The following is a 23,939-nucleotide window of genomic DNA, read 5'->3' on the forward strand; positions in this document are numbered from 1 at the left end:
GATCAATGACCGTAACGGTACCTTCCCAGCAAGACTTTGTACTAATAGGGGTAGTGTTTTGTGTGGGTTTTCCCAAGCCCACTTGCCCCGATTAGGAGTAAATTCCCAGCTTTTTCTACAAAACTGCTGTCGAAATAGCGTAAAATCACGCTGCGCTTCAGTTCCGGGTGGCGACTGAAATCGAATTGTTCCAGGCTGGCTTCAAAAGGGAAACTGGCTGAGTGCAAACGCTTTTTGAGTTGGTTCTCCTGACGAGATAGCAACTCTTCGCTTAACAATTCTTCTAAAAACTCCCCGTAATCCATTCCGGTTTCGCGTGCCCGTTCAATCCAATCGCTGTATACCTGTTTTACCCTGCCCAGTTTTAGGCTGGTGAGTTTATGTTCCAGACTATTCATCCCACCGCCCTTTCTATTTCATTTTCCTCAGGTATGGCCGAAAAACGGTTGGCCACCAGTGGTTCGTATTCACTGAGTAGCCGTTCCACCGCTGGTTGAGTGGGCTTGAGGGTAGCGGCATTACTGCCTGAACCCGCTGGCTTGAGTAATAAACCCTTGAGATATTCCGCCCCGTAAAGCTGTTGTTCCGTTGCCAATTCCACCGCCGCCTGGAATTCTTCCAGCCCTACCTGCTGGGCCAGCGCGTATAGTTGGTGGATTTGTTCACTCATGGTGGCTCTTTGCCGTCGACAGATTACCGCCACATACTGGTACACTTGCGGTCCTAAATTTAACAACCAATCCCGCCACACCATGGTTCTGGCTCTGGGTTTGATCTCAAAAGCTTGGGTGTAATGTTCCGGTATTACTAAGCGGCGGTTTCGGGAATAACAACGGGGGTGCTGTGCCACCAGTTCCGTACCCCGCCATAACTTCAGCCATTCCCGATGTATCCGGGCTGTCAGGGTTTGTCCCATTAGTTCCGCCGGTACGCTATATTTGTTGGTCTCAAAAATGACTACCCCTTCCCGGTTTACCACCAGGCTGGTAAATAAACCGTAATCCCGGGCACTAGCAGGCAATGGGCTGAAGTGTTTACGCTCTATTTCCAGTAAGCTACCCGGAATTTCCCCGGTCGCTGCGCATGTACGCTCGTAATTCACTACCCCTAACCATTCTTCCAACTGCCTTACCAGATCCGCCGCATCGTAGAATGTACGACCAGCTAGAAAATTGTTTTTGGTATACTTTACCAAATTTTCTACGGCACCTTTCTGGTTTCCGCTGGCCGGGGCACAGGCTTCCGGGTGAAACTCGAATTCTAGTGCCAGTTTCTGCCACACCGGATGCCACACTGGTTGGTTCTTTTCATCTCGCCTCAGTACCACCGTCTTCATATTATCCGTGGTAATTACCCACGGTACTCCCCCCATCCGGTTGAGGGCTTCCACCAGGCAGCGCACCAGCGTTTCTTCGGCCATATCTTTCTGAAAGCTCACATACATAAAACGCGAGTATTTCAGCCGGGCACAGAAAAAGTAGAAGGTTTGGGGTACACTATCTTGTTTACTGAACAGCACTCCCCGAATTTCACCCCAGTCTATTTGCAAAAACTCTCCAGGTAAGCCCTCAAAACGTATCTGTACCTGATGAGCCTGGTTCTCTCTGGCTTTTTTGAGCTTGCGCACATAGTCATAGAAGGCGGTGGGTCTGCCACAGTAGGGCTGTTTGGGATCTTCCCACGCTAGTTCCAGCATTCTTTTCACTTGTAGTTTTTGTTCTAGCCAGCCTTCAATCTGTTCTTTGAAGACTGCCACACTACTTTCACGATTGGGGCGGGTTTGTACCTTGTCGCTAGGTTCATTTAGCACTCTTTTTACGGTACGGGCATCATGTTGCACTTTGCCCGCAATTACGTTGTAGTTGTCCCCTCGTTTCCGGTGGTACTTTATTGCGCTTCTGGCCATAACTTCTAACATCTCCTTCTCGTAGCTCCTCTCTTCTCACCCTTCTTGCCAATAGTGTTGCTAGAACAACTATTCTACAAAATTGGTCTTCTAAGAGAAACCCAAAACGGCATTTTTATCCCGGAATCCTTTTCCTTTCCTTCCCGTATTCTACACCTGAGCCAGGTCCAGTAAAGCTAACAGAGACTGACGAATACTATTGATTGCTCCACGTCTGCGTCGGTTGAAGCGGCTACGCTCTGGGATATGCGGGAACAAGTACTGGTAGTTTCGCCAGTTGCTAATCAGTTCTGTTTCCTGATCCCAGCCTTTACACTCACCCACCACAGCCAGGGTAATAAGCTCACTATCAGAGCATGCTGGTTGTGGTCCAGTGCGTGTAAAGGCTGGGCTTAGCTCTTTCCACAGATCATCAATAATAACGAAAGCCCAAGTGCAAAAATCTTCGAAATTGGTTATCATGTTTTTATCCCTCCGATTGGTATAGGTTGATTCGCACCTTCTATACGTTTCGGAGGGTATTTTGTTTTATCTAGCACAAGGGCTTAATTACTAATCGAATTACCGCTTTCCCCTTCCCTTTGCAAATACTAACGCTCACCCTACCTGAAGTGTTGTTGGAGAACAAGATAAAAAATCCCTTCCTGTATATTAGGAAAGGATTGAATATTATTAGGATTCGTTTCAACTGATACATTGTACAAATCTGACTGATTACTTCTTGCCCACCGCAACTTTAGTATCAGCCTTTTTTTCTACTTTCTTACCACTAATAGCAGCTTTTAGCACACTACCGGCGGTAAATCCCGGAACTTTGCCAGCAGGAATGGTGGTTTTGTTCTTAGTTCTGATGGAAGTAACAGTACGGGCGGAGCGATTACGTACTTCAAATGTACCAAAACCAGTTAAAGTAACCTTTTCACCCTTTTTGAGGTTATCTTCGATTACTTTCAAGGCAGTTTTTACTACTTTTTCAGCATCTTTGCGGGTTACTCCCGCAGCTTCGGCAACTTCTTTAATAAACCCGGTTTTCTGCATAGTGAAACTCCTTTACTTCGTTGGTTGTGTCTACACTGACGATGCGTGAGCTTCTTTATACTTGTATTATACTATAACTTGTCAATATTTATGTTGATTGTTATTTAAACTAGGTTTACCCAAGGCTTTTAAATTGCTCAAGCAATATATCTGAGTGTTGTTTGACTATCTCTGTTAACTCATTGTCTTTCACCATAACCAATACACGCCTGACATGACGATGGAATTTCTGCATATCATCGCTATTTAAGCCACTCACTTCCCCCCATGGTACAGGGTTTTGCCAATCGTGCGGGGGTTGATCACATAGAACCCCCAAAGTGATGTCAAAGCTCTTTGGTTCAGGTATATCCAGTAAAATCTCATAGCCCATCAACTTTCTTCCGGTTAGCTCTGAAACTTTAGCGCACCATAGCTCTTCAAGGCGTTTGCGACGGTCTGGCACAAATTTAAGAGTGGCAAGCTGATTATAATAAGAATTTTCTTCACTAAGCGCTAAAGCCCGCTTATAAAAACGTCGAAGATTCAGATCTGTTATTAATTCATAAGCAATTGAGCCTGGTTGAGTATTATTTTGAATAAGTGTGATAATGCTGGCATCATTGCTTCGCTCTAATTCTGCGGCGCTAAAAGCGTTTTCTAGTAAAGCCTCCTGCAAGGCACGCAGAAACATTACGGTGGCAATCCGGGTGGTATGGTGCCAGTACACATTGTAAAACATCAGATAGCGGGCAAAGATAAGCGATTGCAGTGCGCCAACGCCTTTTTCATCAATCACTAACTGGGCTAGCTGTCCCGGTATAGGGATTGCGGGGTAGATTCGCAAGGAGTCGAGCAAACGCTGTACATCCACCATACCGTAGGGCACGTTGCAATAGCGCGAATCACGGGTGAGATAATCCAGTTTATCGGCATCCAACGGTCCGCTAATAAGGCTGCTTAGGACCATTTCATTGGGGGTTAGGGGTAAATCTTTATCTCCGGTAATGAATGCCGCAACCTTTTCTGGCTCAACGCCCCAGCTATTTCGAAGAATTGACCCAATCTCCGCGCCCATTACAATTTCACGCCCGATAGTTTCATGGCTACGAATGATATTCAAATCCAGTTCTTCAACCGCATGACTATAAGGGAAATGTCCGATGTCATGTAATAAGGCAGCAGCAAGCACCGTATTTACTTCGGATTGGGTGAATTGGTACTCTGTGCGGCGCAAAAGGTGTAGCACCGCTTGTCTGGTTAAATGGAATACCCCCAGACTATGCTCAAAGCGCGTATGATGTGCGCCCGGCCATGTCCAACTTGTAAAGCCTAATTGCTGTACTCCGCGCAAACGCTGGTAAGGTGCTGAGTCAAGAATTTGCAACACTTTACGGTCAAGCTGAATATCTCCCCAAACGGTATCACGAATAATAGATACTGATTCTGCCACCAGAGAGAGTATAATTTCGCCTTTTGAATCCAACAGGTCAACCTCTTGCTAGGGATTTATTTAGCTATATTCAACTAAAAGCTTTTAATATCATATGTCAAGCGTACTGTATTTGTCTCTCAATTTTGCGGAGATACTTTAAGTCGTTCGTCCAGCGTAGTAACCGGATGTGCCGCGAATTGAGGCTGCCAGCGTTCTGATTCGGCTTGTTGCTGAGCGGTTTGCCAGTTTACCTTATCAAAAAACGCCAGCACTCGCTTTTTATATTCTTCCGGTATTTTGGCAAACATTTCTACATGTCCTGCTTCTGGGACAACCCAAAGGGATTTCGGTTCTTTTGCCAGCGCGTGCAGTATTCGGCTATTCTCTACTGGAGTCAATCGGTCAGCACCACCATGAATAAAAAAGATTGGACGTGGTGCAATAATGCGTACAAAACTTGAGGGGTGCGTTTTTTTCGCCACGAAGTGATGATGTATTGCCATTTGAGCATAGGCATATTTGGCAAGGGGAATTGCCAGCAACACCGGAAGCTTAAACTGGCGATTTATCTCAGTCGTGATGGAACGCCATAACTCGGCAAAAGGGCTATCGGCTACAACTGCCGCGATGTGCGGGTTCTCAGCCGCCGCTATTATGGCTGCGGCTGCACCCATTGAAAAGCCAATAACACCAATCTTTCTCTCACCCCGATTTAAAAGCCAATCCACCGCCGCATGCAGGTCTATACGCTCAATGTATGCCATCGAAGTACCGTTTGCGCCTTCGCTGCGCCCATGTCCCCGAAAATCAAACATAAGCACATTGTAACCGCCTTGGTGCAACCACTCGGCATGCTGAATATCCGGCACTTTTGAACCGGCGTAACCATGTGCAATTATAATAGTAGCTTTAGAGTTTTCAGCGGGGATAAACCAACCGTGCAACTTTAATTTATCTCGCGTGAGGAAGGTAAATTCTTCAAATTCAAGACCAAGCATTGCTGGAGTTTGTTTATCCAATTGGCGCGGCGGATAACAAAGACGCTTCACCGCATATTTATGTAAAAGCTGTCTAATGCTCAGGCTAACAACCCCGGCAGTAACAGCTATAGCCGCAAGACGCATTTTTACCATACGCTACTAGACCTCTACATTAAAAAGAATGAGTAATCACTACTTATTAAAGTATACGGACAGAATTAGCGCAAGTTTCAACCCGAACCGGGGGGAAGGATGTAGTAAAAAACGCGGGAGTACCAAATCACCAACCCTTCCCATGCCAGATAAATTACCAGAATTATTGAGAGGGTTGGGGCAACTATACGCAATAGCGCAGGTTTTTTTGTGTTCAAGAAATCGGAGAGTCTTACCAGCGCAAAGCCGCTCAGCAAGCAAAGTAAAGGAGCAGCAAAGAGCATATGTTTTTGGAGCAGGTTTACTCGCAAATCAAGCAACGCGAAGAGTAAAAATACCGCCAGCCATGTTGCCCAGAAACCGTAAACCACTTTTTGAGACGGAGTAGCTTCCTTTTTACGATAGGGGAAGAGTGTAACTATGCCACCTAGCGCCAACAAAAACGGTATTAGTCGGAAATGTACCCATAACTGCGGGAAAAAGCCGCTTAGCAGTTCTTTGCCCAATAGTGCTTTAGTTTGACCGATTGAGCCTGAACTTCCGAGCTTTTCTAGCAAAGCCGGGAGTGATACTGTCAAGAAAGAAACCAGATAAAAGCCGTAGTACAGCACCAACGCCAATCCAAAACCAATTGAACCGATTATTGCAAGGCAGAAGGCGGCATTGCGTGTTTCAGGTCGAGCAAGCCACCAGAAAAATAGCACTATCACCAATGTACCTACTAACAAAAAGGTACTGGTATGTGCCAGCAATGCCAAGCCCAATGCCAAGCCCGCCGCAATACTTTTCTTGTTGGAAACTTTGTCAGACTTGATTGCGCTGAGCAGAAGCGCGAAAAAGATGAGGGTTAGCCAGTGGGCGAGCATGGAATTATATCCACCATCGCTAAACAACAAATAACTGAGAGGATAAAATCCCAATAATCCAGCAGCAATAACCCCCGCCCTACCGCCGAAATCCTTGCCGTAAGCGTGTCTTGCGATGATGTATATTAGGAAAAGTTGGGAGGCTTCCAACCACGCCGCGAGGCAATTTACCGCAGCATATAAATCTGGATTGTGTCCCGGAAAGATCAACGCGAGTGGTGCAGCAAAAAGATAGAACAAAGGCGAATAAGGCAAAGTAAAGTTTATGCCCCATTGCCCTAGTACCGCAGAACCAGATTCTGTTCCCGTTACACTTTTCCCGGCGGTAATATTGAAATATTGGTTCCAGAAATCGCCGGGATTTTCCCAGAAACGTAAAATCTGATGAATACGAAACCAATGGTCAATCGTTGAAAAAGCCGGATGATTCATGCCCGCTGCTTTAATTACAAATACGGCGCAAAACAGCAACCCTAACCAACGGGTTTGTGCGGTCGGAATAACGTCTCCCCCCCATCGTCGGGTTACTCGTAACCCCAGAACCAGCAAGGGATAAGCCAGCAAGATATTGAGCCATAGTTCCGTGAGAGGAGGCATAAGATAGGGACGGTAGAAACCGAGCGCAATAGCCAGAGCAATGGCTAAACCCGCGCCCCAATACCCTGCCGCCCGTTCTGACCATCCGGCTCTAACCATCCATAAGAATACGATGGAAAGTATCGCCAGCATTATTGCAAGGTGCGGCAAACTTGGGATTACAGGACGACCTTCAGTGGCGGTTGATTCGAGCCTTACTTTGCTGACAACCACACCAAGCGGTAGATTATGGGCTTTGTCGGGAAAAGGATTGAGGGTGCGCAAGGTAAAAATCAGGTCGCCTTCAAGTTTGCTGCCATTAGCCTTATATTCAAAGCGGTAGGGGTTGTTTCCGGGACCAACTTCGACTTCCCCTAGCAAGGTCTGTTCATGCCACACCTGCACTTTGGCAGGGGCAAGCGCCGCCGGGCGACCCCCCACTGCCATAGTTATAATCAGGCTGGCGGAAGGAACGCGCCCATAGCCATAAAACCTTAACCGACTTTCGTCACTTGACCAGCGAAAGGAAAATTCATCATTCGACTCAGGTTGGTTGAAAGACTGCGCATATAAATTATCACCGGCGCTGGTAATACCGAGGGTGAACTCAAAGACCTGTGGAATCTGATAGGCAAGGGTAAAGAGAATCGTGGCAAAAAGTAGCAGCGCTTGTAACAACCATGAACCTAGTCCCCGCTTGAGATACGCTATCTCGTCCCGCAATAAAACCAGCACACTATTTTTATGTGGCGGTGTTTGTGTGGAGCTAGGACTTTGCACTTGGGACATTGCTCTATATGATACGGCGGCGTGAGGTAATTACGCCGGTATTTAACCCGATGAGGTTTAAGCCTCCAAAGAAACGTGCGTGTTCAATCTTTACGCAGCGATCCATCACCACTTCAAGTCCCGCTTCTTGCGCTTTAAGGGCGGCGGCTTCATTAATTACCCCTAACTGCATCCAAACCACCTTTGCGCCTATCTCAATCGCTTCGTCAACGATTGGTGGTACATCGGCGCTGTTCCTGAAAATATCCACCACTTCGATTTTTTCGGGTACATCCCGCAAGCTCGGATAGCATTTTCTTCCCAGTATTTCGGGGTAAGCCGGATTGACCGGAATGATATTATAGCCCTCGGAAAGCATATATATTGCCGCAAAATGGCTTGGGCGATACTGGTTTGCAGAAAGCCCTACCATCGCAATATTGTGATATTTTGTCAGGATTCGCAAGCGATCATATGCAGTGGGTACTAACATTTGAAGCATCAATTACTCCCATAGTGGTGTTCCTTATCGACTGAGTTAGACTAGCACGCCCCAATAGAGATGTCAAATCTCGTGATTTCAATTTGTAGGGTAGGACGGTTTGTGCCGGAGGATTGGCCTTCTGAGGCCATTGGTGAGCTTGCCCCGGTTTAGTGGAGTGTGGGAATAGTCAGACAGGCAATAGTTCAAATTCTGTAGGTGTCATAAAACCCAACGCCGAATGTAGCCGCTGCCGATTGTAAAATACTTCCATATATTCGAAAATAACTGTTCTAACCTCTGTCATAGTCTTAAAATTATAACGATCTGTACATTCCACTTTCAATGTCCCAAAGAAGCTTTCTATGAGAGCATTGTCCCAACAATCACCCTTTCGGCTCATACTGGTTTCGATCCCGTACTGCTCCAGCAATCCTCGGTAACCCCTACTGGTGTATTGGCTACCTCGATCGGTATGATGTAAAAGACCCTTTCCCGGTTTACGTCGCTCCAATGCCATAACCAAAGCTCTTTCCACCAACGCTTCATCCCGGTTGGCGCCCATCGACCAACCCACCACTTTTCTCGAATATATATCTACCAAGGCTGCTAGGTACAACCAACCTTCATTAGTCCACACCCCGGTAATATCTCCCACCCATTTCTCATCAGGCTTGGTAGCCGTGAAATCCCGCTTTAGTGCCACCGGATTGCTGTGCTGGCTATCAGTCGTTATGACCTTTCGCTTCTTACGACGATGACAGAAGACTAGCCCCAGCAACCGCATCAGTCTGGCTACCCGCTTCCTCGAACAGTTTATCCCCTTACCCCTTAGCGCCGCCTTTACTCTGGGACTACCGTAAGTTTGCCGAGACTGCTCGAATATAGGCTCAATTTCTGCTTCCAGTGCTCGGTCAGCCTTGGCTCTGGCACTTTCTGGTCGCGTAATAGCCGCTCTCAGAAACCACCTGCACCTTGCACATTAACCTCACCGCAAATTCCTGCTTGTGCTCATAAATGAACTGAAACTTCACTTTTGGTTCTGCGTGAAGATGGCTAGGGCTTTTTTTAAGATATCCCTTTCCATCCGCAGTCGTTCATTCTCCTGTCGCAGCCGACGGAGTTCTTCTTCAGCCTCAGTTTGATGACCTTTACCAGGAAAAGCTTGCTCTCCTTTTCAGCCAATATTTTACGCCAATGGTAGAGTACACTGTCGGATACCCCTAGTTCTCTAGCGATTTGTACCGCTGTTTTACCGCTGGTTTCTATTAACCGCACTGCTTCTCGCTTAAATTCTACTGGATACTCTTTCTGCTTATCTCCCATTTCTGCCCCTTTCGTGGTTTATTATAGCATCTGCCTCTTCCTTTACTCCACGATTCCGGGTCAACTTCATTTTAGTAGGGGTTTGTTTGCTGTGGGACTGTGAAATTTCTTTTCATCAAGCCTTTCTTGCAACAGCCCTGGTGTGAAAACTCCTCAGATTTGCAATTAGTTAAAAAGGTTGTATACTGCTTATATAAGGTAAGTAATGACTTGTTTGATGGTGCATAATACTCACAAGATTCTCTCTACTCAAATCTTTTCACAGGATTTGTAAGTTTACATCTTCTTCTAAGTTTCTGCTTCTTCTTTCAAATGGTGTTTTTGCATGATTCCCACAAGGTCAAGATTACACCTGTTACTGCTTGTATACGATAATTCACGTTAATGTAGAAGAAAGAAATTACAAGATGACCAACAAGTTATATGTAGGCGGATTACCGTACAGTATCACGGAGGAAAGCCTTCAGAATCTTTTTATGTCATCAGGTCGGGTTGAGTCCACCCGTATAATTATGATCGTGAAATCGGTCGGAGTAAAGGCTTTGGATTCGTAGAGATGAGTATGGCTGCCGAAGCAGAGCAAGCTATCAAAAGTCTTAATAGTACCGAATTTGAAGGGCGTACTCTCACAGTAAATGAGGCTCGTCCTTAAGTAGGTAGAGCTAGAAGTGGAGGGTATAATAGTCGCTACTAAAGTAAAAGAGTACAAATTCACTATAATAGCCGGAAGATTCTTTTGCGGCTGTCCCATCAAAAAGGCTACATCTACCGCTATACCTGTTGCTCCAGAGTTGTTCCCAAGCGATTTTTCCTACTACTAATAAGTTCTAAATCGAAAATTTGCTTTTTGAATAGAATCACTCTCTAGGCTAGCTATAGCAACAGTGGAATACTAGATATTTCGGTTGTGCAGGTAATAAAGACTAGAGAGACCTGCTAATATTTCGTATTCAGCATACTTTCACGGATATAGTTTCACTCAATCGGTGGAATATGCTCGAAAATTAAAGGAGTAAAGATATGCAAAGACCTACCTCACAAAACAGAGAGTGCAGTAATTGTGGTAATGAGTTAATGTGGACTGAGTCCCACACTTCCAAGGCTTTTGTGTATAGTTGTTCGGTATGCCATTACGAGGAAGTAGCTACAGTATCACCAACAGCCTCTCAAAAATCCCTTACGACCGCCGAAATGGCTAACCAGTTAAAGAATTTGCTCAAGCGCGCGCATGCAGACCACATCGAATCAGAAGAGATTATCAATATATTACGTGCTGAGATTGAGTTTGAAGCGGAAATGGGTCATCTGGGAAGACGTGTCCTAGTACAGATAATAGACCTTGGCTTCCAAGAAACAAATACTGAAATTACCAATGACCGAAATAGCCGCGAAACTCTTCATAATCACGGAACCAATTAATGAACTTTTCTAAAAAAACAGCGCTTTCAGCAGGTATCGGGCTGGGTTTTGTCCTAACACTTGCCTGGAAGCGCTTTAGTTCTCGGCGAATATCCCCTTCAAAAGCTATTTCCGGCACTCAATTTGCTCACCGAGATTTGCTTAGTAGCGAGGCTCTTGAACAAAAAGCCCGCACGCTAGCAGAAGAGCATCGGATAGTACGTCATGCCGGTAGCATCAAGCAACTGAAAACTAAACTGGATATACACCAGCATTCTCTACTTGAGGCTTATCAGGTTTCAGCAGAAGACGCGAGTAAAAAAAGGACGATTTCACCGGCAGCAGAATGGCTCCTGGATAATATGCCGGTGGTGCTCGACCAGTTTCGTGAAATTCGAGAAGACCTTCCCGGGGGGTTTTACAAGAAGTTGCCCAAACTGGCTAACGAACCCTTTGTTGGGTTTCCTCGCGTTTATTCTATCGCAGTAACGCTGGTAGAGCATACTGACGGTCGTTTGGGCTTGGAACAAGTGCTGAATTTCGTTTCGGCATACCAAACAGTTACCCCTCTGCTTATGGGGGAGCTTTGGGCAATTGCTATTATGTTACGGCTTGTGCTCCTTGAGAATCTGGGGCAGTTGTCCACGCTTCTAATGGAAGAACGTAAGCTTCGACAAGAGGCTGACCGCTGGGTTGATCGTCTATTAGAAGGTAAAAATAGCAACGATTCTATCCTAGCAGAGTTAACCGAACAATATTCGGTATTGCCTCCCCCCTTTGCAGCGCAATTTTTGCGAAGGTTGAGAGACTATGACGATGAGAAAAGTATAGAAGCCGAAGTTGAGTGGTTGGAAAACCATTTAACAATCCATTACAGTAGCACCGAAGCCCTCATCCGGTCTGAGAAACTGCGGCAGGCGGCTAATCAAACTACCATCGGTAATATTATAACCACTATGCGCACCATGTCCGCCATAAATTGGGCAGATTGGTTCGAGCAGATGTGCTACGTAGAGCAGATTTTGCGCAAAGACCCTGCCGGTTCATATGGTGTTGATACTTTCGCTACCCGCGACCGCTATCGTCATATCGTCGAGCATCTGGCAAAAGGCACAGCTTTGTCAGAGATAGAAATAGCATGGCGGTTGGTTAAAGCCGTGCCTTCTCGCCTTGAAAATATCCAGACAAATGACGTAGCTATATCCCATGTTGGTTATTACCTTACAGGTTCGGGAAGTAAGTCTTTCCAGAATAGCATTAATTATCATGCCGGTTTGAGGCAGCGTAGCCGGGAGTTTATTCTGAAGCATCCCAAACAATTCTACTTCGGCATAATTACAGGCGGTTCACTTGCGCTGGTAGTAATGGGGCTGAAGTGGGGAAGCCGCAAGTTTTTTCACCGAAGGTTGCCCTTAACCGCGGCACTACTGCTGCTTCCCACCAGTGAAATAGCACAGGGGTTGGTTAATTGGGGTATCTCAAAAGTTTTGCCGCCTAGAGTCTTACCGCGAATTGATTTAAAGGATGGTATTCCCGATACCATGCGCACAATGGTAGTCATACCTACCCTTTTTCTCACAAAAGATAGCCTCGAGGGACAATTTGATCGGCTTGAAGTTTGCCATCTTGCTAACGCTGATCCAAACTTACATTTTGCGCTACTGACGGATTTTGCGGATGCACCTCACGCGGAAATGCCCGAAGATAAAGCGCTTATCGATTTGGCTATTAACCGTATTGAAGATTTAAATTATCGCTATGGTCCTAACCGCTTTTTCCTGTTTCACCGTAGGCGAGAATGGAATAATAGCGAAGGGTGTTTTATGGGCTGGGAACGCAAACGGGGGAAATTGGAAGAATTTAACCGTTTGCTGGCGGGCGCTACCGAAACTGGTTTTCAGATTCAGGTGGGAAACCTCTCTCTGCTATCCCAAATCCGCTATGTAATTACGCTTGACGCTGACACCCGTTTACCGCGTGATCAGGCGAAAGTTTTGATTGGGGCGATAGCCCACCCGCTTAACCAAGCTGTAATAGACAAGTCAACCGGTCGGGTTGTGAAGGGTTACGGTATTTTGCAACCCCGTATCGGAATTGACTTGAGCAGTGCGAATCGCAGCCGCTTTGCCCGAATTTTCTCAGGCAATGTTGGTCTTGACCCCTACACTACCGCCGTTTCAAATGGTTATATGGATCTTTTCGGAGTAGGAATTTATGCCGGTAAAGGCATTTATGACCCACGGATTCTGCAAAAGGTGCTGACCGGGCGTTTTCCTGAGAACACCCTTTTAAGCCACGATCTAATTGAAGGAAGTTACGCCGGAACCGGATTATTATCTGATGTCGAGTTGCTGGACAACTACCCTAGTACTTACCCGGCATACGCTGCTAGGATGCACCGTTGGGTTCGAGGGGACTGGCAAATCTTGCGCTGGATTTTGCCCAACGTGCCACAGGCTGATGGTAATATTGTACCCAATGTATTGTCGCTTATGGCACGTTATAGAATATTCGATAATTTAAGGCGTAGCCTGTTACCGCCGTCTTTAGTGGCGCTAATGGGTGCAGGTTGGCTTGGGATAATACCCGGAAAAGCAGCCAGATGGACTGCAATAGCGGTTTCTCCATTGGCGCTGCCGCTTTTGTTTGATTTGCTCGATGTGATACTTAGTACCGCTTCCTCACGAACTCCTATTACTGTCTTGCAAGCGTCTGTCCAAACCTTAAGGCTAGACTTGGTACGATTACTGATTAATCTCACCTTTTTGGCTGACGAGGCGAGTAATAGCCTGAATGCAATCGGACGTACTCTTGTGAGGTCGTTTATTACCCATCGCAATCTTCTAGAATGGGAAACAGCGGAACAGGTGCATCATCGCAAGGATAAGTCTCACGGTAATTTGCAAAATCGGGTTCTTCTGGGGCTACTCCCTCTGGCGCTTTTTTTATGGCGCTTCTGGAAACGCGCAGGGTTGCCAGCATTGCCACTGCTTTTAGACTGGTTGGCTGCCCCTGCTATGGCAGATTGGTTAACCAGTGCGGTAACTGCGCCAGTCGAACAGCCAAGCGAGGCTGATAACCTTGAACTGCGAAAATTGGCACGTTCTTATTGGGCGTATTTTCATACTTTCACCACAAAAGAGGGTAACTATCTAGCGCCGGATAATTTTCAGGAAGATCCCTATCCTATTGTAGCGTACCGCACTTCCCCTACAAATATTGGTCTGCAATTACTGGCGGATATGGCTGCCTATGATTTGGGTTATATCGGGCTGTATGCTCTTACAGAACGTACAGAACGTACCTTTGCCACCATTAACGCTCTATCCCATTATCGGGGTCATCTGCTGAACTGGTATGACACCCGCACCCTTCAACCGCTCTCTCCTGCCTATGTTTCCAGCGTAGATAGCGGCAATCTGGCAGGCTATTTAATCACGCTAAGGCAAGGCTATCTTAATAGATTAAACCAACCGATTATAGAACCACAAATCAGGCTTGGGCTGCTTGACACCATCTCCTTACTACAAGCGGAATTGCTGCCAAACGACCCGGCACATGAAATAGAAGCGCTGGTTCAGTTTATAACGAATACACAACTTTTGACACTGGGAGATTACGCTCTATTCCTCCAGTTGGCAGAACGCCGGATAAATGCCCTTACGCCTTTTACAGCGAAAGCCCAGAAATGGCTCGAACATCTGGACGAACAAGTTAGCAACTTCCTCACCGACCTTGAAAATCTTGCTCCATGGTCTTTTGAACCGTTGCCACACCCGTCTATGGCAGCTTTGTACGCCCCTATTCCGGTTTTGAGTGAGCTACCCGGACTGATTGATACTGCCCTGAAAGCTTTTTCGGAGGACTCTGCCGATGAGGAGAAGTTAGTCGAAATGCTTCTGAGAACCCGCGATAATACGCTAGAACTTATTAGGCGCCAGGAGAAATTAGCCGAAGAAGCTTTCGAGCAGGTTCAAGCGATGGATTTCCAGTTTTTGTATGACTCCACTCGCAGCCTCTTTTCAATCGGTTATTCGATAAATGATGGGCGAATGGATAACTCCTACTACGATTTGTTGGCATCCGAGGCACGACTGGGAAGTTTTGTTGCAATCGCCAAAGGGGATGTGCCACAGGAGCATTGGTTTCATCTGAGTCGGGCGCTTACTCCGGTCGGAATCGAGGCAGGTCTTATTTCGTGGAGCGGTACAATGTTTGAATACTTATTACCTCTCCTCATAATGCAAAATTATCCTGATACCCTGCTCGACCAAGCCTATAAAACGGTAGTTTCACAACAAAGGCAGTATGGGCGACAGCATAAAGTAGCTTGGGGTATTTCCGAATCGGCTTATAGTTTGCGCGATGTGAATATGAACTACCAGTACCGTGCCTTTGGAGTACCGGGATTGGGTTTGAAACGAGGGTTAGGCAATGAACTTGTCATAGCGCCCTACGCCACAATCCTAGCATTACCCCTTCAACCGCATGCAGTCGTTGAAAATATCAAAGCGTTGATCGCCGAAGGGCTATGGGGAAAGTACGGTTTATACGAAGCAGTAGATTATACGCCAGAACGCCTTTTGACAGGAGAAAAAAAGGTAATAATACGCTCTTATATGGTACATCATCAGGCGATGAGTTTGCTTGCTCTAGATAATTATCTTAATCAGAATATAATGCAGACCCGCTTTCACCGTGAACCGCTGGTACAAGCTACTGAAATGCTTTTGCAAGAGCAATTTTCTCTTCAGGCTCCACGCCTTGCCCACCCGCAAATTGCGCAGGAAAGCTACGAGAACTATGTTCCAGAAGGGCTTGCCACTCGCCAGTATAGCACTCCCCATACTCCTGTACCCTACACCCACCTGCTTTCCAACGGCAAATACACTTTGGTAATAACTAATTCCGGGGGTGGATTCAGTCGTTACAATGGACTGGCGGTATCGCGCTGGCATGAGGATACTACCCAAGACTCTTGGGGTAACTTCTGCTATATTCAGGATGTGCGTAGTGGTGAAACCTGGTCACCGACTTATCAGCCTACCTGCCATGAACCGCAGGAATACGAGGTGATATATTCGTTACATAAAGCGGAATTCCGACAACAAAGAGTCGGGATTGATACCAGAATGGAGGTGACCGTTTCACCGGAGGACAACGCCGAAGTTCGCCACCTTTATCTCACCAATCGAAGCGAATTCGCGCGGGTACTCGAATTAACCAGTTATTGTGAGATTGTTCTAGCCCCATCCTCAGCAGATAAAGCCCATCCGGCGTTTAGTAACCTATTTGTCGAGACCGAGTTTTTGCCGGAACAAAATGCACTTCTGGCATCCCGCCGCCCTCGCAAACCTGAGGAAGAACCGATTTGGGGAATACATGTAGTAGCAGTACGTGGTCATACAATTGGTGAAGTCGAGTATGAAACAGATCGAGCCGCTTTCATTGGCAGAAACCGAACTTTGGAAGAACCCATTGCTTTAAAACAGCCGCTCACCAATACTACTGGGGCAGTGCTTGACCCAATATTCAGCCTTAGAAAGCAGGTACGTCTTGTTCCCGGTGGCATGGTGCACGTAACCTTTACCACTGCTGTAGCACAATCTCGTAAAGAAGCGGTAGAGTTAGCTGACAAATATCACGATCACAATGTGGTTACACGCACTTTCGAACTAGCCTTAGGCGATGCTCAGGTGGAAATGCAGCATCTTAACATCAACCTTGATGATGTACACCGCTTTCAACGCCTAGCATCCCTTGCTATTTACAGTGACTCGTGGCTGAGAGCTGATCCTGCAATATTGAAACGCAACACCGGTACTCAACCGCTACTCTGGAAGTACGGGATTTCAGGAGATTTCCCTCTTATTCTGGTGCAAATTGGCAATCCCGAAGAACTTCCGTTGGTGTGGGAATTGCTACTAGCCCACGAATATTGGCGAATTAACGACTTGCAAATAGATTTGGTGATTCTAAATCAAGAAGGGGAGGGTTACAATCAGCCGCTAGAGGATCAAATAATGGCGATGATTCGGAATAGCTCAGCGGTTGGTTGGTTGGCAAAGCCCGGTGGCATCTTTGTTCTGGGCGCTAAAAACATGTCGGAAGAAGACCACATTCTATTGCAAACAATAGCCCGCGCCGTATTGTTAGGCACATGGGGCGATCTTACGCAGCAATTGCGTTTCAAAAAATCGAAAGTACGCCAAGTTTTGTTACAATTGCCCAAAGCAATTGCCAATACACAAACCTACCCCGACTTACCGACACTAGAAGAACTCGGTTTGGAATATAGCAATGAGTATGGCGGTTTTACGGCAGGTGGGCAGGAGTATGTTATTAATCTAAAACCGGGAAAGCCAACCCCGGCTCCTTGGGCGAATGTGTTGGCAAACGAGAGTTTTGGTTGTCTTGTGACAGAACGCGGAAGTGGCTATACGTGGTCTCAAAATAGCCGTGAGAACCGCCTGACTCCTTGGTCAAATGATCCGGTGTGCGATAAGCCCGGAGAGTTGCTTTACCTACGAGATGAAGAACACCAATTGGTCTGGACTCCTACCGCTGCTACTAGCGGTGTTGGGCATTACCGCACCAGACACGGATTCGGCTATTCTTCCTTTGAACATATTGAGAACGAAATTCACAGCGAATTGACCATCTTTGTACCGCCAAATGATTCGGTAAAAATTTTCCGGTTGCGATTACGCAATCTCTCTGGGGCGAAACGGCGGCTTTCCGCTACGTTTTATGTGGAGTGGGTGCTAGGAGTTCTGCGAGAAGAAACTTCTCTCTTTATAGTTACTTCTCGCGATGAAAAAACAGGCGCGGTACTTGCCCGTAATCCCTATAATACCGAATTTGGTGGCTTGGTTGCATTTGTGGCAGGGGATAAACCGAATTTAAATTATACCTGTGATCGACGGGAATTTATTGGGCGGAACGGCAATTTGGGCAAGCCTGCCGGAATGGCGCTTCCAACTTTATCCGAGCGAAGCGGAGCGGAACTCGATCCTTGCGTTGCTATGCGCTCTTATTTAGAGTTGGCGGCAGGCGAAGAGGGCGAACTAATTTTTCTGCTCGGTCAGGGTGAAAGCGCCTCCCAAGTGCAAGATATGGTAACTCGCTTTCGCGATACAGCGGAAGTGGAAAATGCTTTTGCCGCAACTCGGCACAACTGGCAAACAATTCTGCAAAAGGTGCAAGTGACTACCCCTGAACCTCAGCTTGATATACTGCTAAACGGCTGGATGCTCTACCAGACTCTAGCTTGTCGGGTTTGGGCACGCTCGGCTTTTTATCAATCTGGGGGTGCCTACGGTTTCCGGGATCAACTTCAGGACGTGATGGCGCTGACGCTGGCGGCTCCTGAAATTACCCGCGGGCAGCTTTTACGCGCTGCCGAACGGCAGTTCGTGGAAGGTGATGTGCAGCATTGGTGGCATCCCCCTTCGGGTCGTGGGATACGTACCAGATTCTCGGACGATTATTTGTGGTTACCTTTTGTTACCGCTCATTACGTAAAAACCACCGGGGATATAGAAGTGCTAGACGAACTCCTTCCATTTCTAGAAGGTAGACCACTGGCACAAGGCGAAGCTGAATATTATGGATACCCTGTAACTTCAGGTGAGCAGGGAACGCTTTACAATCATTGCATCAAAGCCATCGAGTATGCACTGGGACATCTTGGCAGCCACGGACTACCCCTGATGGGTTCGGGCGATTGGAACGATGGTATGAATCTGGTGGGGGAAGAAGGCAAGGGCGAAAGCGTTTGGTTAGGTTGGTTTCTCTATCTTAACCTGTTAGAAATAGCGACGCTGGCTGAAAACAAAGGTGAAAACGAACGTGCCAATAGCTATCGTATGTCAGCCTGTAACCTTCAAACTGCGCTTGAGGAACATGCTTGGGACGGTGAGTGGTATCTCAGGGCATTTTATGATGATGGAACTCCGCTAGGTTCGGCTCAGAACGAGGAATGCCGAATTGATTCTCTGTCCCAATCTTGGGCTGTTATTTCAGGAGCGGCTGACCCGATTCGTAGCCGCATGGGTATGGAAGCGGTAGAACAGCAGCTTATTGATCGAGAGGCAGGACTCATAAAGCTTTTTACGCCACCCTTTGATAAGACCTCGCATAATCCGGGATATATAAAAGGCTATGTACCCGGCGTGCGCGAGAACGGAGGACAATATACGCATGGAGCCGTATGGGTAATTTGGGCTTATGCCCAACTTGGGGATGGTCAAAAAGCTATGGAGTTGCTTAATATGATTAGCCCGATTACCCACTCGCTGTTAAACCCTGCGCTTTATAAAGTCGAACCCTATGTAATAGCGGCAGATGTTTACTCTATCGCACCACATACGGGGCGAGGGGGTTGGACATGGTACACTGGGTCTTCTGGTTGGCTATATCGTTTGGGAATTGAGGCGATTCTTGGACTACGTAGGGAAGGTGAATTTCTTGCCTTTGTCCCTTGTATCCCCTCGGCATGGAAACAGTATGAAATAAAATATCTTTACAACAATACCACTTACCATATCAAAGTCGAAAACCCGTCTGGTATAGCAAAAGGGCAAATCAGAGTTGAACTGGATGGGGTCTTTCTCGACACCGGACGGGTTCCTCTGCAGGACGATGGGGTGGAACATAGCATAAAGGTTTTAATTTCTGATATGCCGCCAATAGAGTTTTAGTCCAATGATTGGGCGGTTAATTGGGGAGAGACGCTTGATTTCAAGCTACTTCAAGGCTGGAAACTGGGATGATTCAGCTATTCATCGTTCTTTAATTTCGTATATAATAAGGGTGGCTTTTATTTGACTTTCTTCGTCTTATATTCTTGCAAGACAATTAGGGACTTATTTATTCGGAATAAGCTTCCAATTAATTTCTGAAAGGAAATATCTGTCATGGATGAATTAATTAATCAACTCGTTTCAAAAGTTGGGATTGACAAAGAGACTGCGGAAAAAGTCGCGAATTTTATCAAGGAAAATGCCGGGCAGATACCGCAATGGCTCGCTAAGAGTAATATTGCAGACAAATTGCCGGGCGGTTTAGGTAATATGTTCGGCAATAAAGATTAAGGAACCGACTAAAGCAGTATCTCGTATAATCAATCACTAGAGAATACTTGTGAGACAAAATGGCAAAACCTAAAGATATCGCTAAAGGCAAGGAACCCAGCAAAAAGAAGTCGCGGCGGGGGTTGTTTTTATTATTATTTGTAGCTTCAGTGCTGGTTGTAGTCTGGTTAAAACGTCGCAATGCCAAAACATCGCAGCCTGAAAAAACTATGGATACCCCTTCTCAAACAACCTATAAGCAGAAAAAGGATATACCTGAGATCGAAGAAGCGGAATAAGCAGAACACTAAACAAGATTAATCAAAAAAAGCCCCTTCCCAAACGGGAGGGGGCATTTTTATAACTACTTTTTAACTGTGGCGTTATATTCATCCAATTGTTCATTGGACTTTTTGGCAGCATCATCTAACAATTGCTTGGCAGTACCGCCTTTGGTTATCAATTGATCAACCGCCGCTTCGATGTTTTGGCGAGTTGAGATGAAAGTGCCGAAAATCGCTCCAGCAGTCGGGAAGCCGGAAGGGGAAGCCCGCAACTGGTCAACCGCAACCTGGAACTGCGGGTATTTAGCTAGCGTGTCCTTCATATCCTGTACATTGTAAGCTGCCTTACGAATAGGATAGTAGCCGGTATTAGCTGAGAAGAACGCCTGGATTTCGGGCTGGGAGGTAAACTTCACGAAATCCCATGCGGCTTCTTGTTGTTCTTTGCTACCTTGGTCGGTAATCCACAGAGAAGCGCCACCAATAGCTACGCCACCGGTAGAACCTGTAGGACGTGGCAAGTAAGCAACGCCCACATCTACACCCTTACCTTGGGTTTGAGCGCTACTGATATAACCGCGCAAACTGGCGATACTATTAAAGGTAATGGCAGATTCACCAGTTACAAAAGAAGCATCGCGAGCCGATCCATTGGCAGCTATGCCGCTATCACGCCCGAAATATTTTGCCGAACCATCATCCACCAGCTTCTTTAGCAAGTTTGGATAATTAGCGCCCGCATCACTGTTGAAAACGAGTTTTGTAGCACGAGTCTCGCGTCCGTTAGTAGGGTCGGCGAAAAGGGCGTTCTGAAGCGCCAGTTGCTGTTCGAAAATCCAGCTATACATAGTGAATCCGGCACCGAATTGGGTTGTTTTGCCGCTGCTGTCCTTCTTAGTCAACTTCTTGGCAGCATCGATTACTTCATCGTAAGTCCAGATACGTTTTTCGGTATCCAGACCGGCTTCCTTGAAAGCAGCCTTGTTGAAGTACATCACCGGGGCAGAAGTATTGAAAGGCATCGAATAGAGTTTGCCCCCAACAGTGTAGTAGTTACGTACTGCGGGTTCAATGTCACTGATAAGATCAAGTTTATCACGATCAATAAAATCCTGAACAGGTAAAACGCGCTTGGAATCGATCATACGCTGTGTACCGATGTCGTAAATCTGTACCACGCTGGGCAAGTTGCCACCTGCCTGAGAAGTATTGAACTTGTTCAAGGTAGCATCGTAATCAGGCTGTTGAATTGCTTCAACATAATATTTGGTCTGGCTGCTGTTATACTTGTTTACAACTTGCTGTGTAATCGCACCATTGACCCCGGTTAAGCCAAACCAGAAAGTGATTTTTAGCGAACCGGCGGGTTGTGCGACGGTCGGATAAGGAGTAGCGGTAGGAGCAGGTGCAGCCGCAGTGGTAGCACCTGCCGCAGTGGTAGCAGCGGAAGCGGTTGTTGCCGCCGCAGTAGTCGCGGCAGCCGCAGTGGTAGCAGCCGCAGCGGTCGTCGCACCTGCCGCAGTAGTAGCAGCAGCGGTTGTTGCCGCCGCAGTAGTAGCAGGCACAGGAGTAGCGGTACTGTCACCGCAAGCCACCAGCATAGCAGCCATCATTATGATAACCACTGCCAGCGAAATTGATTTCCACGATTTCCTAATCTTCAAAACGATCTCTCCTTCTTTGCATAATACGGTCATTGACAGCCAACCTGCCTGTAATTTTGGAGTCAACCTCCCCGTTGTTTTAACCTTTAAGCGCACCCGCGGTCAAGCCCCGCACTAATTGGCGTTGACCGAAAATGAGCAGTAGCAGCGTTGGTAACATAACGATAATTGTTGCCGCCATTTGTAGATTGTAAACCGAAATTTCGGAAGACCTGAAAACTGTAATACCGACCTGAGTGGTACGCCATTCAGGGGCATCTATTACCAGCAAGGGCCAGTAATATTGGTTCCAAGTATTCAAAAAGGCATAAACCGCCAGAGTTCCCAAAGCAGGGCGCGATAATGGCAGCAATATAGACCACAGATAGCGAGTACGCCCACACCCATCTATAATAGCGGCTTCGTAAAGGTCACGAGGGATTGTCATAAAATACTGGCGCATCAAAAAGATACCAAAGCCGGATGAAAGAAACGGTGCCACCAAACCTTGATAACTATCTTTCCAACCCCAGTTTGAAATAGTCAAATAGTTGGTAATAATTGTAGATTCCCAGGGTATCATAAGTGTCCCCAGAAATATAAAGAAGAAAAGGCTTCTACCCGGAAAATTAAGGGTTGCCAGCGCGTATCCCGCCAGCGATGAAGTAATAAGTTGTCCGAGTGTAACCAGAAGTGACACCACAAAAGAGTTGAGAATCCAGCGTCCTAAGTTTTTTTCTATTTTAAAGGCATCCCCGAACGCGGAGAAATCCAATTTACTAAAATCTGGTATTAATGTCGGCGCAATTGTAGGACCTTGCAATGCCAGCGAAAATGAGAAAAATAGCGGGAACAGCACAATAAGCGATGCCATTACCAACAAGATATAAGTCGCTATTTTTTTGATTAGGCGAATTATCTGATATGCCCCGGAATAGGCATCCGTTTTAAGCAGCTTAGTTTGGGCGCTCATTGATAATGCACCTTCCTGTCCAACGATTTGAACTGAATAAAGGTCAGTACAAGTAAGACCACAAACAGCACCACCGATAATGCGGAGGCAAAGCCGTAGCGGTTATCTTTCCAGAAGGCAGTAAAAATAGTGTACACCAGCACGTTGGTAGTGCCGTCGGGACCTTCATTACCTACTAATACGTTGAACTGAGTGAACGCTTGGAAGCTGGAAATAACCGAAATGACAAACAGGAAAAGTAGCGTAGGGGTTAATAATGGCAGCGTAATAAATCGAAATGCCTTCCAACCACTTGCGCCATCTATGAGACCACTTTCGTATAAATCCTGCGGGATTGCCTGAATACCCGAAAGGGTAATAATAAAGTTAAAGCCTAGCGAAGACCAAATAGTCATAAAAGCCACTGCCGGTAATGCGGTTAGCGCATCATTAAGCAAAGTGGTGGACTTGATTTGAAGGAAATCAATAAGCCATTGGGTTACTTTTACGTTTGGGCTATAGATTAAAGACCAAATGACCGCGGCACTAGCCACAGAAATTGCCACGCTGCTGGTAAAAATCGTGCGGAAAACGCCTATTATCCGCACTTTAGCAGTTGCCAGAACCGCTAATGCCAGCGAAGCGACAACCCCAAATGGCACTACCATAATAGTAAAAACGATAGTAGTCCAAATACTACGCAAGTATTCGGATCGCCCGCTATCGTCCAAATTCAGAATGCGTGAGTAGTATTTTACATCGTTAAATTTAACCGGGTCGCCTCTAGCATCCGTAATAAAAAAGCTAAGGTAGATTGCTCGGAAAAATGGAACATAAGTGAAAGCTATAAATATTATCAAGGCAGGTAGCATGTAAAGCATCGCCCAAGCAAACTCAATCCGGCGATTTCGCGCCATATTGCGTTTTTCTTCAGGAGTACGCTCAGGCACAATCATTACAGGCTCGCCATTTGCGTTAGCCACTGTCCCTTTTCCATGCACCTCAGTAGAATTATCCTGTTTTATACTCATTGAGGAGTATCCCTTTTATTAATTACAATACGCCCAGATAAATAATTTT

16 protein-coding genes and 2 pseudogenes are annotated in these 23,939 nt (G+C 46.4%); 6 read left to right on the forward strand and 12 right to left on the reverse strand.

Features of this window, described 5'->3' with window-relative positions; genetic code table 11:
* Positions 1-41: 41 nt before the first annotated feature.
* The 9 genes and pseudogenes from OZ401_RS04255 to OZ401_RS04295 all read right to left on the reverse strand — a co-directional run bounded on the left by OZ401_RS04255 (position 42) and on the right by OZ401_RS04295 (position 9,508).
* Positions 42-398, reverse strand: a complete 357-nt coding sequence (locus OZ401_RS04255) for an ATP-binding protein (protein ID WP_341469468.1) — start codon at positions 396-398, stop codon at positions 42-44.
* A complete protein-coding gene (istA, locus tag OZ401_RS04260) occupies positions 395-1,918 on the reverse strand; it encodes an IS21 family transposase (protein WP_341467827.1) in 1,524 nt (507 codons plus the stop codon). Before istA ends, OZ401_RS04255 begins: the two co-directional genes overlap by 4 nt.
* Before the next feature lie 144 nt (positions 1,919-2,062).
* Positions 2,063-2,368: pseudogene (locus OZ401_RS04265) on the reverse strand (IS982 family transposase); the annotation flags it as partial.
* Between the two features lie 252 nt (positions 2,369-2,620).
* Positions 2,621-2,944, reverse strand: coding sequence for an HU family DNA-binding protein (locus OZ401_RS04270; protein WP_341469470.1), 324 nt, complete (start codon positions 2,942-2,944; stop codon positions 2,621-2,623).
* Between the two features lie 115 nt (positions 2,945-3,059).
* On the reverse strand, positions 3,060-4,409 hold the full coding sequence (locus OZ401_RS04275; RefSeq protein ID WP_341469471.1) for an HD domain-containing protein: 1,350 nt from the start codon (positions 4,407-4,409) through the stop codon (positions 3,060-3,062).
* An 86-nt stretch (positions 4,410-4,495) separates the two neighbouring features.
* Positions 4,496-5,491: an alpha/beta hydrolase gene (locus OZ401_RS04280; RefSeq protein ID WP_341469472.1), complete on the reverse strand. Its 996-nt coding sequence runs from the start codon at positions 5,489-5,491 to the stop codon at positions 4,496-4,498.
* A gap of 77 nt (positions 5,492-5,568) precedes the next feature.
* Positions 5,569-7,713 carry a hypothetical protein gene (locus tag OZ401_RS04285; RefSeq protein WP_341469473.1) on the reverse strand — a complete coding sequence of 715 codons (2,145 nt, stop codon included), beginning with the start codon at positions 7,711-7,713 and terminating at the stop codon, positions 5,569-5,571.
* A 13-nt stretch (positions 7,714-7,726) separates the two neighbouring features.
* Positions 7,727-8,194, reverse strand: coding sequence for a CoA-binding protein (locus OZ401_RS04290; RefSeq protein ID WP_341469474.1), 468 nt, complete (start codon positions 8,192-8,194; stop codon positions 7,727-7,729).
* 178 nt (positions 8,195-8,372) lie between these two features.
* Positions 8,373-9,508: pseudogene (locus OZ401_RS04295) on the reverse strand (IS3 family transposase).
* A gap of 407 nt (positions 9,509-9,915) precedes the next feature.
* Here OZ401_RS04295 and OZ401_RS25785 point away from each other — a divergent pair.
* The 6 genes from OZ401_RS25785 (at position 9,916) to OZ401_RS04325 (ending at position 20,279) form a co-directional block, all read left to right on the forward strand.
* Positions 9,916-10,062: a hypothetical protein gene (locus tag OZ401_RS25785; protein WP_341469475.1), complete on the forward strand. Its 147-nt coding sequence runs from the start codon at positions 9,916-9,918 to the stop codon at positions 10,060-10,062.
* 8 nt (positions 10,063-10,070) lie between these two features.
* Positions 10,071-10,160: a hypothetical protein gene (locus tag OZ401_RS04305; protein WP_341469476.1), complete on the forward strand. Its 90-nt coding sequence runs from the start codon at positions 10,071-10,073 to the stop codon at positions 10,158-10,160.
* Positions 10,161-10,528: 368 nt separating this feature from the next.
* A complete protein-coding gene (locus tag OZ401_RS04310) occupies positions 10,529-10,927 on the forward strand; it encodes a hypothetical protein (protein ID WP_341469477.1) in 399 nt (132 codons plus the stop codon).
* Positions 10,927-19,608: a glycoside hydrolase family 94 protein gene (locus tag OZ401_RS04315; RefSeq protein WP_341469478.1), complete on the forward strand. Its 8,682-nt coding sequence runs from the start codon at positions 10,927-10,929 to the stop codon at positions 19,606-19,608. The genes OZ401_RS04310 and OZ401_RS04315 overlap by 1 nt, the downstream gene beginning before the upstream one ends.
* 216 nt (positions 19,609-19,824) lie before the next feature.
* Entirely contained in the window at positions 19,825-20,001 is a 177-nt protein-coding gene (locus tag OZ401_RS04320; RefSeq protein ID WP_341469479.1) for a hypothetical protein, read from the forward strand.
* 59 nt (positions 20,002-20,060) lie between these two features.
* Entirely contained in the window at positions 20,061-20,279 is a 219-nt protein-coding gene (locus OZ401_RS04325) for a hypothetical protein (RefSeq protein ID WP_341469480.1), read from the forward strand.
* A 65-nt stretch (positions 20,280-20,344) separates the two neighbouring features.
* On the opposite strand, the gene OZ401_RS04330 is transcribed toward OZ401_RS04325, so the two are convergent.
* From OZ401_RS04330 to OZ401_RS04340, 3 genes are all read right to left on the reverse strand, one after another.
* Entirely contained in the window at positions 20,345-21,928 is a 1,584-nt protein-coding gene (locus tag OZ401_RS04330) for an ABC transporter substrate-binding protein (protein WP_341469481.1), read from the reverse strand.
* Between the two features lie 79 nt (positions 21,929-22,007).
* Positions 22,008-22,880, reverse strand: coding sequence for a carbohydrate ABC transporter permease (locus OZ401_RS04335; RefSeq protein WP_341469482.1), 873 nt, complete (start codon positions 22,878-22,880; stop codon positions 22,008-22,010).
* Positions 22,877-23,890 carry a carbohydrate ABC transporter permease gene (locus OZ401_RS04340; RefSeq protein ID WP_341469483.1) on the reverse strand — a complete coding sequence of 338 codons (1,014 nt, stop codon included), beginning with the start codon at positions 23,888-23,890 and terminating at the stop codon, positions 22,877-22,879. Before OZ401_RS04340 ends, OZ401_RS04335 begins: the two co-directional genes overlap by 4 nt.
* Between the last annotated feature and the right edge of the window lie 49 nt (positions 23,891-23,939).

This window comes from Candidatus Chlorohelix allophototropha (assembly GCF_030389965.1).
In the GTDB taxonomy this organism is placed as follows: Bacteria; Chloroflexota; Chloroflexia; order Chloroheliales; family Chloroheliaceae; genus Chlorohelix; species Chlorohelix allophototropha.

Coding starts and splice junctions, on each gene's coding strand:
- OZ401_RS04320 (WP_341469479.1), top strand. CDS start 19,825: ATGGATGAATTAATTAATCAACTCGTTTCAAAAGTTGGGATTGACAAA.
- OZ401_RS04270 (WP_341469470.1), bottom strand. CDS start 2,944: ATGCAGAAAACCGGGTTTATTAAAGAAGTTGCCGAAGCTGCGGGAGTA.
- OZ401_RS04340 (WP_341469483.1), bottom strand. CDS start 23,890: ATGAGTATAAAACAGGATAATTCTACTGAGGTGCATGGAAAAGGGACA.
- istA (WP_341467827.1), bottom strand. CDS start 1,918: ATGTTAGAAGTTATGGCCAGAAGCGCAATAAAGTACCACCGGAAACGA.
- OZ401_RS04335 (WP_341469482.1), bottom strand. CDS start 22,880: ATGAGCGCCCAAACTAAGCTGCTTAAAACGGATGCCTATTCCGGGGCA.
- OZ401_RS04305 (WP_341469476.1), top strand. CDS start 10,071: ATGGCTGCCGAAGCAGAGCAAGCTATCAAAAGTCTTAATAGTACCGAA.
- OZ401_RS04290 (WP_341469474.1), bottom strand. CDS start 8,194: ATGTTAGTACCCACTGCATATGATCGCTTGCGAATCCTGACAAAATAT.
- OZ401_RS25785 (WP_341469475.1), top strand. CDS start 9,916: ATGACCAACAAGTTATATGTAGGCGGATTACCGTACAGTATCACGGAG.
- OZ401_RS04255 (WP_341469468.1), bottom strand. CDS start 398: ATGAATAGTCTGGAACATAAACTCACCAGCCTAAAACTGGGCAGGGTA.
- OZ401_RS04310 (WP_341469477.1), top strand. CDS start 10,529: ATGCAAAGACCTACCTCACAAAACAGAGAGTGCAGTAATTGTGGTAAT.
- OZ401_RS04325 (WP_341469480.1), top strand. CDS start 20,061: ATGGCAAAACCTAAAGATATCGCTAAAGGCAAGGAACCCAGCAAAAAG.
- OZ401_RS04280 (WP_341469472.1), bottom strand. CDS start 5,491: ATGGTAAAAATGCGTCTTGCGGCTATAGCTGTTACTGCCGGGGTTGTT.
- OZ401_RS04315 (WP_341469478.1), top strand. CDS start 10,927: ATGAACTTTTCTAAAAAAACAGCGCTTTCAGCAGGTATCGGGCTGGGT.